This window comes from Pseudomonas sp. ZL2, from assembly GCF_054788455.1.
On record NZ_JBGOGX010000022.1, the window covers coordinates 27,008 to 41,763 of the forward strand.

Sequence of the window (14,756 nt, forward strand, 5' to 3'; positions counted from 1 at the left end):
CCTGTTTGGTTGGAACGCTTGGACCTGGAGCAAAATGATCGGCTGATCAGTGTGGCATTAAACTGATGGCAGATTAGTCCAATTGTTGAACAATCGCACGCTTAAAATCCACTTTCCCTTACACCTAGTGCGGCTACTCGTCGCCAGGCCGTCGCCACCAGCGATTCGCCACTACCTTCAAGCACCACAAGGCCACGGACAGGCTGTGAAACACCTGTTTGCGCGCCGTCTTGAAGGGTAAACCGCACCCCGTATTGCGCCTGCAATGGCTGGGCGCGGTTGTCCTCATCGCGGCGCACGGCAATTGGTCCCCGATGCTCGGAAACCAGCGCTTCCTGGTCAATATAGGCGACTCCGGTGGTGTCGATATCATCCAGCTGCACTTTCAGCGAGGCGCGCAACGGGTCGTCTGCGACAAAGCGCCCGGGCGCACCGGGCTGAACCCGCCACAGATCGGCTTCGGCCAGGTAGCCGCGCAGGCGCGTGCCCTGCTCCACCACTTCGGCCAGGGGCAAGCGCGCCGCCACCCAGCGGCCCGGCCCCAGGTCGCCGAGCAGATCGCGCACGATCCCGGCATGCGGTGCGCGCAGCTTCAGCCGTTCACGTTGGGCGACAAAGCCGCGGTACTCGGCAACAGCCTCGGCCAGGCGCTGCTCAAGGATGCCACTGTCGCCAGCGGTTTCGCTGCGCCCGGCCTGACGACGCAACTGCAACTGCAGAATCTCGATTTCGCGGCGAATGATGCGCAGGCGCGAATCCAGGTCCGGGGACTCCAGCTCCACCAGCAGCTCATCCTTCGCCACGCGCTGGCCGTCATGCACCCGCACCTGGCGGATACGCGCCGCCGTCGGCGCATGCAACGCGCTGCTGCGCGATGCCTCGAGCATCGCCGGTGCTTCGACGTCACTGCGCCAGGGCACCAGCAACACCGCCAGCAATGCCAGAAGCCCCAGCCCTAGCAGCATCACCCGCCTGGGTTGGGCCTGCTCACGCTGTTGCCACCAGTGCCGGCCTTCGCGCCAGACCGGCAAACCGATAAACCAGACCAGCTCCACCAGCATCAGGAAAATACCCAACACCTTGAAGAACAGGTGATAGACCGCCAAAGCGATGCCAAAGAACAGCACGGCCCGCCACAGCCACGAGGCATAGCCCCAGATCAGCAGGCGCCGACGCATGCCGGCCGACCAGGGTTCGGGGGCCGGCTCGCGATAGCCGAACAGTGCCTCGCGCAGATGCCAGCGGCACAGGGCATAGGCCCGGCCCTGCAGGTTGTCCACCGCCCACAGGTCACTGAGCAGGAAGTAACCGTCAAAGCGCATCAACGGGTTGAGGTTGATTGCCAGGGTGGTAAGCCAGGTGGCGGTGGCCAGCATGAAGGCCGCCGTGCGCCCTGCGCCGTCCGGCAGCAACGACCAGGCCAGCAAGGCAATGCAGGCCAGCAGCAGCTCGGCAAGGACTCCGCCGGCGCCGATCAGCAGCCGGGTGCGGCGATCCTGCACGCGCCAGGCATCGCTGACGTCGGTATACAGCATCGGTAACAGCACCATGAACGCCAGGCCCATGCTCGGCACCCGGCACCCGGCGCGTTTGGCCATGTAGGCGTGACCGAACTCGTGACACAGCTTGGCGAAACCCAGGGCGATGGCGAAGGCGATCACGCCGCCGAGGCTGAGCAGGTGCGGAAAGGTCGCCAGAAAGCGCTCCCAGTCACGCATCACCAGCAAGACCCCCAGCCCCAGTACCAGCGGCAGGCCATAGCGCAGAAGCCTGGGCCCGAAGCGCGCCAGCCACGGCCAGGTGCGATTGAGGAAGGCATCCGGGCGCCAGAGCGGAATGCGGAAAAACAGGTACTTGTGCAGCAGCTGGGTCCAGATCCCCTGGCGCTGGTTCGCGGCCTTGAGCGCGTAGCTGCCGCGTTGTTCATCATCGCCGGGCGTGACCAGGTCGTGGCCACGCAAGAAGCGCAGCAATTCTTCCACAGCCGCCGCCGGCAACGGCACCCCCGCTTCGCTATTGGCGGCGGCCAGGACCTGTGCCGGGTCGCCCAGTGCCCAGTGGCGCAACAGGCGCATTGCCGGCGCACCGAGCTTGAAATAGCGCCCGCGCAACGGGTCGGCCAGGGTCCATTGTGGCGCGCCGTCCAGCCCCGCTGAGCTGGCCGAGAGCTGCAGGTCCGGGCGCAGGGCGGGCAGGCTCACACCCCCACCGCCTGGCGCAGCGCCGCCAACGGTCGGCGCAACAGGTACAGGGCCAGCGGGGCGCGCTGACCGAAGACCTTGGCCGTGCCACGCAAGCCGATCCGCGGTGGCCCGGCACTGAAGCGTGCGTCCAGCCGGTAGGCCAGCTGCCCGGCCGGCGTGGTCTGGGCCTGATAGGCGGCGCGTTCAAGCTGTGCGCTATGACGATGCAACGGATCGCTATCGAGAAACAGCGCCACCTCGGCGCCCGGTGCAAGGTCGATGGCATCGGCAACGGGCAATTCGATACGCAGTTCGGCCTCGGCCGGGTCGGCGATTTCCAGCAGGCGTTCACCGGTTTGCACCGGTTTGCCGGTTAAGCGCTGGGCGTCTGCAAAAACTGCGATGCCCTCGCGTTCGGCACGCACTTCAGTGCGCGCCAGCAGATCGCGGGCGTAGTCGTATTCAGCGCGTTTCTGTTCGACCCGTGCGGCCAGCAGGTCAAGCCGGGCACCGGATTCGGCATCGGAGAAGGCCCGCTGGGTATTGGCCTTGAGTTCGGCCTCGGCGACGCCGAGGGTGCGTTCAGCCACATCCGCCTGCGCCTTGAGGCTGGTGGCGTCAAAGCGCAGCAACAGCTGGCCGATGGTCACGCGCTGGTTGGGTTTGACCAGGAACTCGGCGATCACCCCATCCAGTGGCGCCGCCACCACCTGGCCGTTGCGCGGCACGACTTCGGCCGGCGCCAGCACCGACTGGCGCACAGGCACGAACAGCAACAGCAGCACGATACTGGCAAGCGCCCAGCGGGTCCGTAGCGGCCAGCGCAGGCGCCACGGCTTGCCAGGCTGCAAAGCGCGCCAGGCATGGCTGTAGCAATCCCCCAACTGCACCAGCAGTGCTTGTTCAGCCTCGCTCCAGGGCGTGTCGCGGGCCAGCCAGAGGCCGCCGAACACTTCACCTCGACGGTCCTTGAGCGGTAGCCAGAACGCTTCGGCCGCCGACAGTGCCTGCCAGTCCTCGCGGCTGGCGGCATCCAGCGCCTGGGCGCGCACCGGCGTGGCATTGGCCAAGTGCTTAGCGGCTTCCAGGCAGCCGACCGCACGCTCGATGAACGCCACGAACGGCGCATTGGGTTCGACCACACTGATGCCGGTGAGCGCCCGGACCTTGCCAGCGATCAGCAACACGGCATGGCGGTAGCCGAACAATGCCTGGCCATCGTTGACCATGGCGAAAGCCAGGGCGTCGACCGTGGCAGCGGCCCGGGCCTGGCGCTCCAGGCCCAGGTAATGGGCCAGCAGTTGTTCGAGCACACCCGGGACGGGGGCGTTCATGGCTGGTCGGCAAAATGCGCGGTACCGCTCATTCCCGCCAGCAAGCCCGGGCTGTTGGCCGGCAGCGTGCCGATCAACAACAAGGTCTGGCTGCCTTCATCAATCCGAGCGCCGAGGCGCTTGACCGAGGCATCGAGGGGTTTGCCGGTTTCGTCGGGGGTAAAGCTGAACTTCTGCTCCGGCTTGAGCCGCCCCAGCCAGCGCGAGGGCACCAACAGGTGGACTTCCAGGGAACGGTTGTCGACGATCTCCAGCAGTGGCGTGCCACTGGCGACACTTTCATGGGCCTGGACCTTGCGGGCGACCACCTGCCCATCGAAAGGGGCCTTGACCTGGCAACGCTGAACCTGCACCTGGTACACCTGGGCTTCAGCCTGAGCCTGGGCCTGGCGGGCCTCGGCCAGGGCCACCTCGAAACGCCCTACTGAATTGAGCGCAGCCAGTTGCTGCTTGTTGCGCAGCTCTTCACGGGTGGCTCGCACCGCAGCACCGGCAGCACTCTGCTGCGCCTGGTAGGCGCTGCAGTCGAAGCGCACCAGCACATCGCCCTTCTTGAACGATTGGCCTTCGGCATAGGGTATTTCCACCACCCGCCCGGCCAGTTCACTGGCCAACAGCGCCTGGGAGCGCGCCCGCAACACACCACGGACCTCGCTGGCGGTGGAGGTAGCACCTTCGAGCAACGGGTCAGGGTCCGTCGCGGCCTGAGCCCATCCGCTGGCCATCACCAGCACCATCCACCACGCTGATCGCTTCATGTTGCTGCATCCTTGCGGTTATGGCCGGATGCTATCAATCTTTTCGGCCATCCGGAAGTCGGATGCCGGTCCATCCGGCTGGACTGCATGACCCTTCCCCCCCCGACCAAGTGATCTTGAAATGCCACTTTGCTCTGCTAGCGTTAGCAGCGCACCAGCGCATCCCCGCGTTCGCGGGATGCAACTGCGGTACAAGGACGATAGACCCTCTGCCAACAATGATTGGAGGCAACAATGAGCGCAGTCACCAGTTCGACCAATTTCGGTCATGGCTACCCCACCCCCGGCCCACAAACACCCAACGCACAGAAGGTGCTGGACCATGTGTTCTTTCTCTCCGAGTCCGCCTGGAAACAGGTCCGCGAAGAGGAGCAGTTCGACTTCATCATTATCGGTACCGGCTTCTGCTCCCTGGCCTTCGCCGAGCGGATCCTGAGCAGCAACCCCAAGGCGCGGATCCTGATGGTCGAACGCGGGCCGTTCTTCCTCCCCGAGCACTTCCAGAACCTGCCGATCCCCTACCAGAAAACCCTCGGTGGCTTTTCCGAAACCTTCCCCTGGACCCTCTCGGCCCGCACCGCCAACCAGCCACCGGGCAACATCGGCTGGCAGCACGGCATGGTGCCGTTCTTTGGCGGGCGCAGCATCATGTGGAGTGCCTGGTGCCCACGGCCAACCAAAGATGAAATGGCCTTCTGGCCCGAGCAGACCATCGCTGCCGCCGAGGCCCGCTTCGAGTCGGCCGAGAGGCTGCTCAACGTGATCCCGGCCGACAAGATCGACACCCAGCTCGACCCGCAGGTGCGCGCCCATGTAACCGAGCAGCGCCCGGTCTACGGCACCCTGCAGCTTGAGTTGCAGAATATGCTCGAGCACAACATCGGCAAGATCGACTCGGCCACGCGCTGGCTACCGGCGCCACTCGCCGCCGCTGCCGAGCGTGCTGGCGGCGTTGACTTCGCCAAGTTTTCGACCCCGGCCTCGATCATGGAACTGGCGGGCAAACAGGCCGACCTTGCCGCCGCCGGCACCGGCAGCCCGCTGCGCATCATTACCGAGTGCATTGTCGAACGTATCCACCAGCAGGATGGCGTGGCCACTGCGCTGCAAACCTCGCGCGGGGTGGTCAACATCGGCAATGCCAAGCTGATCCTGGCCATGGGCACCCTGCCGCCGGCGACCTTGCTGATGAACTCGTTCCCGCAGGTCAAGCGTGCTGGCGATCGCTTTACCGCGCACTTCATCACCTCGGTGGTGGCGCGGGTGCCGCGCAAGGACTACCCGTTCGCCGCCAAGCTGGCCGAGCTGGAACTGGCGGCGATCTACCTGGCCGGCAAGAACCAGGACAACGGCATGCAGTACCACGTGCAGCTGTCGGTGCTGTCTGACCGCGAGCCTGCAAAGAACGCGCAGAAAGCCGCGCGCTACATGCCTGACGTGGTGGCCACCGCATCCATGGCGCAACTGGAATCGTCGAAGGATTACCTGGTGTTCGTTTGCGCCGTGCTCGGCGAGATCGACTTCCGCAACCCGGAAAACCACTTCCACCTCAACGGCCAGGCCGACCCCACCACCAACGTCAACCTGCAGGTGCTGGCCAGCGAAACCGACCGGCAAACCTGGGACACCATGGATCAAGGGACCTTCCAGATGATGGAGCGGGTGTTTGCCCCCGAGGGCAAGGTCGAATACTGGCATGGCGACCCGAACCTGGGCCATTGGACCAGCGAGCGGCCAAGCATTCCCGAGCGCCGGGTGGCCGGGCTGGTGCACGAAGGCTCGACGCTGTGGATTGGCGACAAGGACGAAGGCGTCGTTGGCCTGGATTACCGTCCCCATGGCGTGGAAAACGTCTACGTCACCGGCGGCGCGCTGTGGCCGGCCAGCGGTTCGTGGAACCCGACCATGACCATGGTGGCCCTGGCCCAGGACCTGGCTGACCAACAACTGCACTGCATCAATGCCGTCCAGCCGCTAACCTCGGACCTGACCGAAGTCTGACAGTAGGAGCGGGCTTGCCCCGCGATGAGGCCAGTCAAACCCATCGCGGGGCACGTCAAAATACCCACACGCTATGTTCAGGCCCTGCAGTGGCGTTGGCGAATCAGCTTCTTGTCGATCTTGCCGACACTGGTTTTCGGAATCTCGCTGACAAAGCGCACCAGCCGCGGGATCGCCCATTTGTTCAGGTGACCGCTGTCGACGAAAGGCTGCAGGTGCCGAGCCAGCGCTGGCTGGTCCAGCTCAACACCGGCTACGCAGACCACCAGGGCCAGGGGCTGCTCGCCCCATTGCGCATCGGCCACCCCGACCACCGCCACCGAATCGACCCCACTGTGCTGGCTGATCAGGCTTTCCAGCTCCACCGAACTGATCCATTCGCCGCCGGTCTTGATCACGTCCTTGATCCGGTCGCGGATCTGCAGCATGCCGCGCTCATTGATGCAGGCCATGTCGCCGGTGTGCAGCCAGCCGCCGGCCCAGAGTGCGGCGCCCTGCTCCGGCTCCTTGAGGTAGCCCTGGGTCAGCCATGGCGCGCGGACGACGATTTCGCCGAGGCATTCGCCATCATGGGCAACGTCTTCGCCTTGTTCGTCGACGATGCGCAGGTCAACCAGCGGGATCGGCACCCCGGCGTTGATGCGCAAGGGCAGTTGCGCTTGCATGGGCAGCGCCAGGTCTTCAGCGCTGAGGCGGGTGACGCTGAGCAACGGGCAGGTCTCGGACATGCCATAACCGCAGTGCACGCGAATACCCCTGGCGCTGGCCCGCGCCGCCAGGCCCTGGGTCAGTGCGCTGCCGCCCAGCAGCATTTTCCAGCCACTGAGGTCGGTGCGCCGGCCTTCGTCGCAGTCGAGCATCATCTGCAACAGGGTCGGCACGCAGTGCGAAAAGGTCACCTGCTCTTCACGCATCAGCCTCACCAGCTGGTTGGGTTCGTAACGGCCGGGATAGACCTGCTTGATGCCCAGGGCCGTGGCCACGTAGGGCACCCCCCAGGCATGCACATGGAACATCGGCGTAATGGGCATGTACACATCGCCCGAGCGCAGCAACGGCTCGCCCCCGCAGGCAGCGAAGGTGCCCAGTTCGTTGAGGGTGTGCAGCACCAGCTGGCGATGGCTGAAGTACACGCCCTTGGGGTTGCCGGTGGTGCCGGTGGTGAAGAACAGGGTCGCCATCGAGTTCTCGTCGAAATCGGCGAAGTCGAAGTGCGTGCCCGCGCCGGCCAGCAGTGTTTCGTACTCGCCCAGCAGTGGCAGTTCACTGCTGATATCAACGCCGTCGCTCAGGCGGATGTAGCCTTTTACCGTCGGCAACTGGTCGCGCAACTGGACGATCAGCGGCACAAAGTCGTCATGCACCAGCACCAGGTGATCCTCGGCATGGTTCATGGTGTAGCGCACCTGCTCGGGTGACAGCCGCACGTTGACGGTATGCAGCACCGCGCCGAGCATCGGCACGGCAAAGAAGCACTCCAGCGCGCGGTGGCTGTCCCAGTCGAGCAAGGCCACGGTGTCGCCGGGTTTGACTCCGGCCCGGGTGAGCACATTGGCCAGGCGCTGGATGCGTTCGAGCAAGGTGGTATAGCTGTAGCGCAGTTTGTCGGCGTAGACGATTTCCTGGCTGGGCTGATAGCGCACGCCTGACAGCAGCAGGCGCTTGATCAGCAACGGGTAGCTGTAGGCCCCGGGGGCCGGTTGCATGATGCGGGTGGTGGTCATGGGCGCGTCCTTCACAGTTGCTCGGCCTTCAGCAGGTACAGGCTTTGGCTGCCGGCCTTGACGCTGGCGCTGAGCGAATGGATGCGCGGCAGCAAGCGCGCAAAATAGAAGCGTGCGGTGCCCAGCTTGCTCTGGTAGAAGGTGCCGTGCTGATCCAGGACGACGTCAGCCATCTGTGCCCACAAGTAGGCATACAGCGTGTAGCCAAACACTTGCAGATACTCCACCGCCGCCGCGCCGATTTCCTGGGGGTTGCCCTGGGCGCGATCGAGCACCCAGGCGGTCAGGTCGTCCAGGTTGGCCAGCGCGAGCAACAACGGCGTCTTGAACTCGGCGCGTGACGGCGTCAGAGCCTGGGCAAAAGCCTTGATCTCCTGCGCCAGCGCCGCGTAGCTGCGGCCACCGTCGGCAACCAGCTTGCGCCCGAGCAGGTCCAGGGCCTGGATGCCATTGGTGCCTTCGTAGATCTGGGTGATACGGCAATCGCGAATCAGCTGCTCCTGGCCCCATTCGCGAATGTAACCGTGGCCGCCGAACACCTGTTGACCGTGCACGGTGGTTTCCAGGCCCATATCGGTCAAAAATGCCTTGGCCACCGGGGTCAGCAGCGCCACCCGTGCTTCGGCCTGGGCACGCTCATCGGCGTTTTCACTGTACTTGGCCAGGTCCAGTTGCAGTGCAACGTAGGTGGAGAACGCCCGCCCGCCTTCGTTCAGCGCCTTCATGGTCAGCAGCATGCGCCGTACATCCGGGTGCACGATGATCGGGTCGGCCGCCTGTTCAGGCGCCTGCGGCCCGGTAGATGCGCGGCTTTGCAGGCGTTCGCGGGCATAGGCAACGGCGTTCTGGTACGAGCGCTCGCCCAACGCCAGGCCCTGGATACCCACGCCCAAGCGCTCGTAGTTCATCATCGTGAACATGGCGTTGAGACCTTTATTGGCCTCGCCCACCAGGTAGCCGGTAGCGCCGTCGAAGTTCATCACGCAGGTGGCCGAAGCCTTGATACCCATCTTGTGCTCGATGGAGCCGCAACTCACCGCGTTGGCCTGGCCCAACCCGCCGTCTTCCTCGACCATCAGCTTGGGTACCAGGAACAGCGAGATGCCCTTGGCGCCGGCCGGTGCATCCGGCAGCTTGGCCAGCACCAGGTGAATGATGTTCTCGGTCAGGTCCTGCTCGCCGCCGGTGATGAAGATTTTCGTGCCAGTGATCCGGTAGCTGCCATCGGCCGCAGGTTCGGCACGGGTGCGGATCAGCCCCAGGTCGGTGCCGGCATGAGGTTCGGTCAGGCACATCGACCCCGACCAGCGCCCTTCATACATAGGCGGCAGGAAGCGCGCCTTGAGCGTCTCGCTGGCGTGATTGAGCAGCGACAGACAGGCCCCGGCGGTGAGCATCGGGTAGAGGGCGAATGACAGGTTGGCGGCGTTGAGCATCTCCTCGACCTGGGCGGCAATGACCTTGGGCATGCCCATGCCGCCGTATTCGCTGGCCCCGGCCACGCCGACCCAGCCGTCTTCGGCGTAATTGCGATAGGCCTGGGCAAAACCGTCCGGGGTCGTCACCCGGCCCTCGTGCCAGCGGCACCCCTGCTCGTCGCCACTGCGGTTGAGCGGCGCCACCTGCTGGGCAATGAGCTTGCCGGCCTGCTCGAGAATTGCCCGCGCGGTGTCGCTATCGACCTGCTCGGCCAGGGCCGGGATCCGCGCCCACTGGCCGGGGATGTCGAATACTTCGTTGAACAGAAAATCCATGTCGCGCAACGGTGGTAGGTAATCAGACATGCGATGAACACTCGGCTTTTGGGTTGTTGACGTGCAGCCCCTCGACGTCCGTGGGGCTGGGTGAAGGCGCCCGTGCCTTGCTGGCGGGCAACAGGAAGTGCGACAGCGCCGGGATCAGGATCAGCGCACCGAGCATGTTCCAGAGGAACATGAAGGTCAGCAGGATGCCCATGTCGGCCTGGAACTTGATCGGCGACCAGGCCCAGCCCACCACCCCGGCGGCCAGGGTGATGCCGACCAGGCCCACCACCCGGCCGGTAAAGGCCACGGCATTCTTGTAGGCCTGGGCCAGCGACAGGCCCTGGCGCTGGTAATGCAACTGCACGCTGAGCAGGTACAGCGCATAATCCACGCCAATGCCCACGCCCAGGGCGATCACCGGCAAGGTGGCGACCTTGACGCCAATACCCATGGTCACCATCAGCGCCTCGCACAGCACCGAGGTGAGCATCAGTGGCAATACCGCCACCAGGGTCGCGCGCCAGCTGCGAAAGGTGATCAGGCAGAACAGCGTCACTGCCAGGTACACCAGCAACAGCATGCTGCGGTTGGCGTCGCGCACCACGATATTGGTCGCCGCCTCGATCCCGGCGCTGCCGGCCGCCAGCAGGAACTGGCGATCCTCGCCGCTGTTGGCCTGGGCAAAGCGCTCGGCAATCGCCACCACCTGATCGAGGGTGTCGGCCTTGTGGTCCTTGAGGTAGGCGATCACCGGCATCAGCGAGCAATCGTTGTTGAACAGTTCCGGGGCATTGACCGAGGCTTGCTGGGCGGCGTAGTTGAGTACGTCCTGGTTGCGCTGGATGCTGCTCAGCTTGGGGTTGCCCTCGTAGGTGCCTGCGGTTATCTGCCGGACCGCGTTGGTCAGCGACAGGGTGGTCTGCACTTGCGGGTTCTGCTGTAGCGCCCAGGCCAGGCGGTCGGCGAGCACCAGGGTCTGGTAGCGCAGGCAGCCTTCCGGGGCGGTCTTGATCATCACCGCAAAGGTGTCGCTGGACAGCGCGTAATGGCTGGTGATGTAGGCGTTGTCGCGGTTATAGCGAGAGTCGGCGTGCAGCTCCGGGGCACCGCTGTCGAGGTCGCCGATCTTCAGTTGCAGACTCAGCCAGAAACCGCCGGCACCGAGCAATGCGGCCACCAGCACCGCGGCGCTGGCCCATTTGCGTTCGGTGAAGCGGTCGAGCACGTCCCAGAGTTTGCCGAAGCCACGGTGCTCGGCCGCGCGCAGGTCGATACGCAAGGCCCGTTCCGCCGCCTTGCGCCCGACGCCCACGTACGACAGCGCTACCGGCATCAACAGCAGCGAGGTGAAGATCAGCACGGCGACACCGATGCTGGCGGTAATCGCCAGGTCCTGGATCACCGGGATATCGATCAGCATCAGCACGGCAAAACCCACCGCATCGGCCAGCAAGGCGGTAACGCCGGCGACGAACAGGCGCCGGAAGGTGTAGCGCGCAGCGATTTGCCGGTGGGTGCCGCGGCCGATGTCCTGCATGATGCCGTTCATCTTCTGCGCCGCGTGGGACACGCCAATGGCGAAGATCAGGAACGGCACCAGGATCGAATACGGGTCGATGGCATAGCCCAGCCAGGCGACGATACCCAGCTGCCAGACCACCGCCGTCAACGAGCACAGCACCACCAGCAAGGTGCTGCGCACGCAGCGGGTGTAGAGGTAGATGATCAGCAGCGTGGTCAGCACCGCCAGGGCGAAGAACAGCATCACCTGCAGCAGCCCGTCGATCAGGTCGCCCATCAGCTTGGCGAAGCCGATCACGTGCAGCTTATAGACACCACCCGCTTCGTAGTGCGCGCGCAATTGCTCGAGCTTGACCGAGAACCCGTGGTAGTCGATGCCGGCGCCGGTCGCCGAGGCCTGGTCGAGCAGCGGCACGATGAGCATGCTTGATTTGAAGTCGCGGGCCACCAGGCTGCCGACGATGTTGGCCCGCTCGATGTTCTGGCGCAGCTGCTGGATGTCGGCGGCCGAGCCCTGGTAGGCATCGGGCATCACCGGCCCGCCCTGGAAGCCCTCTTCGGTGACTTCGGTCCAGCGCACCGCCGGGCTCCACAGCGACTTCATCCAGGCGCGGTCGACCCCCTGGCTGAGGAACAGCTCGTCGTTGATCTGGCGCAGGGTCTGCAGGTAAGCCGGGTCGAAGATATCGCCACGGGTATTTTCCACCACCACCCGCAATGAATTGCCCAGGCCGCGCAGGGACTGGCGGTTGTCCAGGTAATTCTGGATGTAGGGATGGCCCTGCGGGATCATTTTCTCGAAGCTGGGCCGCAGTTCCAGGCGGGTCAGGGCCATGTAGCCCAGCACCACGGTGACCAGCAGCATGCACAGCATGAACGGCAGCCGATGGTTGAACACCAGGCGTTCGAGACGATTGCCGGAGCGCGCGTCGAAGTCGCCGAGGTTGCGGATCACCGGCAAGGTGTCTTGTTGGATGTCGGCCATCAGGGTTTTCTCTTATTATGGCTGCTGCGGTTGTTCGAGGGCCAGGGTGCGAATGCCACGCTCACCGACCAGCACCAGGTCGGCGGCGCTATCGAAGGCCGCGCCGCTGACCGGGGCGCGCTGGGCTTGCGTCACGGGGCTGAAGCTGGCGCCGTCATCACCGCTGACCAGCAGATCGCCGGCCTGGCTCGCCAGCCAGAAACGCCCGCTGGCGTCGAGGCTGGCGGCGGTGATGCTGCTGGTCAGATCCGTTTTGACCGCTTGCCACTGGGCACCGCCGTCGGTGCTGCGCAACACATGGCCGCGCAGACCGTAGGCCAGCAGCGTCCCAGGCTTGCCAATGACGCCGAAGTAAGTGCCGGCATACGGCGTGGACAGCCGCTGGAAGCGTTCGCCATCGGCGCTCAACTTGAGCAGCAGACCCTGCTCGCCGCTGATGTACAGCGCGCCGTCGACGCTGGCCAGGCCGGTCAGGTGCAGGCCCTGCGGGTTGTCACTGCGCTCGAGCCAGGGCGTCCAGTGCTGGCCGCCGTCACGGGTGTGCAGCAGCAGGTTGAACACCCCGACTGCATAGCCGTGGCGGGCATCGGCGAACCACACGTCGAGCAACGGCTTGTCGGCGCCCTCTGCCACCAGGCGCTCGCCCTCGCCTACCCAGCTCGCCCAGGCCGGGTCCGTGGGCGCCGCCAGGGCTTTGGCCTGGTAATACGCCAGCACCTGGTCACCGAGCCCCCGGCCGTCCAGTTGCTTTTCCCAGCTCAGGCCGCCATCGCGGCTGTGCAGGATCACCCCGTCGTTACCCACCGCCCACCCAAGCTCCGGCGTCGCGAAGGTCAACGCATTGAGGTCGGCGCTGACCGGCACCTGTGCCTGTTGCCAGTGACTGCCATGGTCATCCGAGTACAGGATGTGCCCGCGCGGCCCCACCGCGACCATCCGTGCGCCGGCGCGGGCGACATCGCGCAAGGCGCTGCTCGCGGCCAGCGCACTGGGCAGCGCTGGCAGGTCGAGCACGTCGACGTAAGGCTCGGCCTGGACCGCGCCCTGCAGCGCGGCCCAGGCCAGCAGCAGCACGCTGCAGCGTTTGAACATATCCATCCCTGATCCTCCTCAAATGCGTGCTCGACAGGCTCAGCGAATGCCGGCCCCGGCCAGGGACTCGGGCGACCACTGGGTGCGCGACAGCGGCTCGATATAACGAATGCCGCCGTAGGCACCGACCACGCCATTGAGGTTGTAGGTGCCGCCGATCAGGTCGTAGATCATGAACGGCGTGGCATCCGGGGTCTGTTTGTCGTAGCTCTGGCTGAGGAAGGCGAAGGAGCCGCGGTACAGCTGGCCACGGGCGTCATACTGGTCCGAGGCCAGGGCAATCCAGCTGTCCTCGTCGAGGTAGAAGCGGCGCTTGTGATAGATATGCCGGGCGCCGTCCTTGAGCTTGCCTTCCACCACCCAGACCCGGTGTTTTTCCCAGCGCACGAACTGCGGGGCCAGGTGATTGGCCGTGGTCAGCTGCTTGACGTCGGTGTTGTAGGTCAGCCGGTAGGTGTTGTAGGGCACGTACATTTCCTGCTTGCCGACCAGGGTCCAGTCGTAGCGGTCCAGGGCGCCGTTGAAGACGAACACGTCATCGTAGGTGCCCGAGCCCGACGTGCCCGGGTTGGGCGTGTCATAGGCCAGGTTCGGCGCCAGCTTGACCCGGCGCTGCCCCGGCAGGTACTGCCAGGCGCTGCGCGGCTGCACCAGCGGGTTGGCGGCATCGCGCAGCATCATCGCCTCACCGGCGCGCCGGGCTGGCGCGGTGTAGGTGAGCTTCATCTGGTAGTAGGTGTCCTTGGCGCCGATCGGCTTGGCCATGTCTTCGTAGATCGGGTAGCTGATGTTGGCCTGGCCGGTGGTGCTCAAGGTCGCGTTGCCGGCAGCATCGACGTTCCACGAGTCGTACTTGGCGGTCATGCTCACGCCCTGGTAGCGCAGGAGGAAGTTCCACATGGCCTCGGCGCCGGTCTGCGGGATCGGGAACGGAATACCCGGCAGCACGTTGTCGACCGCACTTCCGCCCTCCTGGCTGCGAGCGCCGACGGCGTTCTTCAGGGTGTTGTCGAGCACCGGCTGCGGCAGTGCCACGCTGCGATGGGTGGGGTAGACATCGACGCGAAAGCTCGGGAAACGCTTGAGCAGTTCCTGGGTGGTGGCGGTCAGTTGCCCCTTGTACTGCTCGGCATTCTTGCCATCGATGACCCGCAGCGGTTTTTCCTCGGCGAACGGGTCCGGGCGCATGCTTGCACCGCTCTTGAACGCCGCGGGTGGGGTGACCAGGCCGCCCTGGTAGGCGGGGATCGAACCGTCGGCGTTGGCGGCCTTATCTGCGCCGATGGGCGTCAGGCTGGTGCCCAGGCGCGCGGCCTGTTCGGTGGAGACAGCGGCGTGAGCCGCGTTCAGGGCAGCCAGCGACAGGCACGTGGCCAACAGGGTGTGCACGTAGTTCATGATTGTTGTTTTCCT

General features: G+C 65.2%; 9 protein-coding genes. 1 reads left to right on the top strand and 8 read right to left on the bottom strand.

The genetic code is table 11. The annotated features are described in order from the left end of the window. Positions 1–101: 101 nt before the first annotated feature. From ABM562_RS16320 to ABM562_RS16330, 3 genes are read right to left on the bottom strand one after another with little or no spacing between them, the layout of a single operon-like run. Positions 102–2,201, bottom strand: a complete 2,100-nt coding sequence (locus tag ABM562_RS16320) for an efflux RND transporter periplasmic adaptor subunit (protein ID WP_460422619.1) — start codon at positions 2,199–2,201, stop codon at positions 102–104. After that, positions 2,198–3,517 carry an efflux RND transporter periplasmic adaptor subunit gene (locus ABM562_RS16325; RefSeq protein WP_346616929.1) on the bottom strand — a complete coding sequence of 440 codons (1,320 nt, stop codon included), beginning with the start codon at positions 3,515–3,517 and terminating at the stop codon, positions 2,198–2,200. The genes ABM562_RS16320 and ABM562_RS16325 overlap by 4 nt, the downstream gene beginning before the upstream one ends. Further along, the gene (locus ABM562_RS16330; RefSeq protein ID WP_460422648.1) at positions 3,514–4,254 is read right to left on the bottom strand and encodes an efflux RND transporter periplasmic adaptor subunit; all 741 of its coding nucleotides are present in this window, start codon (positions 4,252–4,254) and stop codon (positions 3,514–3,516) included. Before ABM562_RS16330 ends, ABM562_RS16325 begins: the two co-directional genes overlap by 4 nt. A gap of 255 nt (positions 4,255–4,509) precedes the next feature. Here ABM562_RS16330 and ABM562_RS16335 point away from each other — a divergent pair, with 255 nt between their 5' ends. After that, positions 4,510–6,276 (top strand): GMC oxidoreductase, encoded by a 1,767-nt coding sequence (locus ABM562_RS16335; protein ID WP_460422621.1) that lies wholly within the window; start codon positions 4,510–4,512, stop codon positions 6,274–6,276. 77 nt (positions 6,277–6,353) lie between these two features. On the opposite strand, the gene ABM562_RS16340 is transcribed toward ABM562_RS16335, so the two are convergent. Genes ABM562_RS16340 through ABM562_RS16360 form a run of 5 tightly spaced genes read right to left on the bottom strand, consistent with a single transcriptional unit; the run spans position 6,354 to position 14,741 of the window. Next, positions 6,354–8,000, bottom strand: a complete 1,647-nt coding sequence (locus ABM562_RS16340; protein ID WP_460422623.1) for a fatty acid--CoA ligase — start codon at positions 7,998–8,000, stop codon at positions 6,354–6,356. An 11-nt stretch (positions 8,001–8,011) separates the two neighbouring features. Beyond that, positions 8,012–9,784 carry an acyl-CoA dehydrogenase C-terminal domain-containing protein gene (locus ABM562_RS16345; RefSeq protein WP_233674672.1) on the bottom strand — a complete coding sequence of 591 codons (1,773 nt, stop codon included), beginning with the start codon at positions 9,782–9,784 and terminating at the stop codon, positions 8,012–8,014. Further along, complete coding sequence (locus tag ABM562_RS16350; protein WP_115086664.1) at positions 9,777–12,251, bottom strand: efflux RND transporter permease subunit; 2,475 nt, start codon at positions 12,249–12,251, stop codon at positions 9,777–9,779. Before ABM562_RS16350 ends, ABM562_RS16345 begins: the two co-directional genes overlap by 8 nt. Positions 12,252–12,266: 15 nt before the next feature. Beyond that, positions 12,267–13,349: a WD40/YVTN/BNR-like repeat-containing protein gene (locus tag ABM562_RS16355; RefSeq protein WP_460422625.1), complete on the bottom strand. Its 1,083-nt coding sequence runs from the start codon at positions 13,347–13,349 to the stop codon at positions 12,267–12,269. 33 nt (positions 13,350–13,382) lie between these two features. Beyond that, a complete protein-coding gene (locus ABM562_RS16360; protein ID WP_115086666.1) occupies positions 13,383–14,741 on the bottom strand; it encodes a DUF1329 domain-containing protein in 1,359 nt (452 codons plus the stop codon). Positions 14,742–14,756 lie beyond the last annotated feature (15 nt).

What these genes read in the sequence shown, in the direction of transcription:
- ABM562_RS16355 (WP_460422625.1), bottom strand. Translation starts at nt 13,349, where the DNA reads ATGGATATGTTCAAACGCTGCAGCGTGCTGCTGCTGGCCTGGGCCGCG.
- ABM562_RS16335 (WP_460422621.1), top strand. Translation starts at nt 4,510, where the DNA reads ATGAGCGCAGTCACCAGTTCGACCAATTTCGGTCATGGCTACCCCACC.
- ABM562_RS16360 (WP_115086666.1), bottom strand. Translation starts at nt 14,741, where the DNA reads ATGAACTACGTGCACACCCTGTTGGCCACGTGCCTGTCGCTGGCTGCC.
- ABM562_RS16350 (WP_115086664.1), bottom strand. Translation starts at nt 12,251, where the DNA reads ATGGCCGACATCCAACAAGACACCTTGCCGGTGATCCGCAACCTCGGC.
- ABM562_RS16330 (WP_460422648.1), bottom strand. Translation starts at nt 4,254, where the DNA reads ATGGTGCTGGTGATGGCCAGCGGATGGGCTCAGGCCGCGACGGACCCT.
- ABM562_RS16340 (WP_460422623.1), bottom strand. Translation starts at nt 8,000, where the DNA reads ATGACCACCACCCGCATCATGCAACCGGCCCCCGGGGCCTACAGCTAC.
- ABM562_RS16345 (WP_233674672.1), bottom strand. Translation starts at nt 9,784, where the DNA reads ATGTCTGATTACCTACCACCGTTGCGCGACATGGATTTTCTGTTCAAC.
- ABM562_RS16325 (WP_346616929.1), bottom strand. Translation starts at nt 3,517, where the DNA reads ATGAACGCCCCCGTCCCGGGTGTGCTCGAACAACTGCTGGCCCATTAC.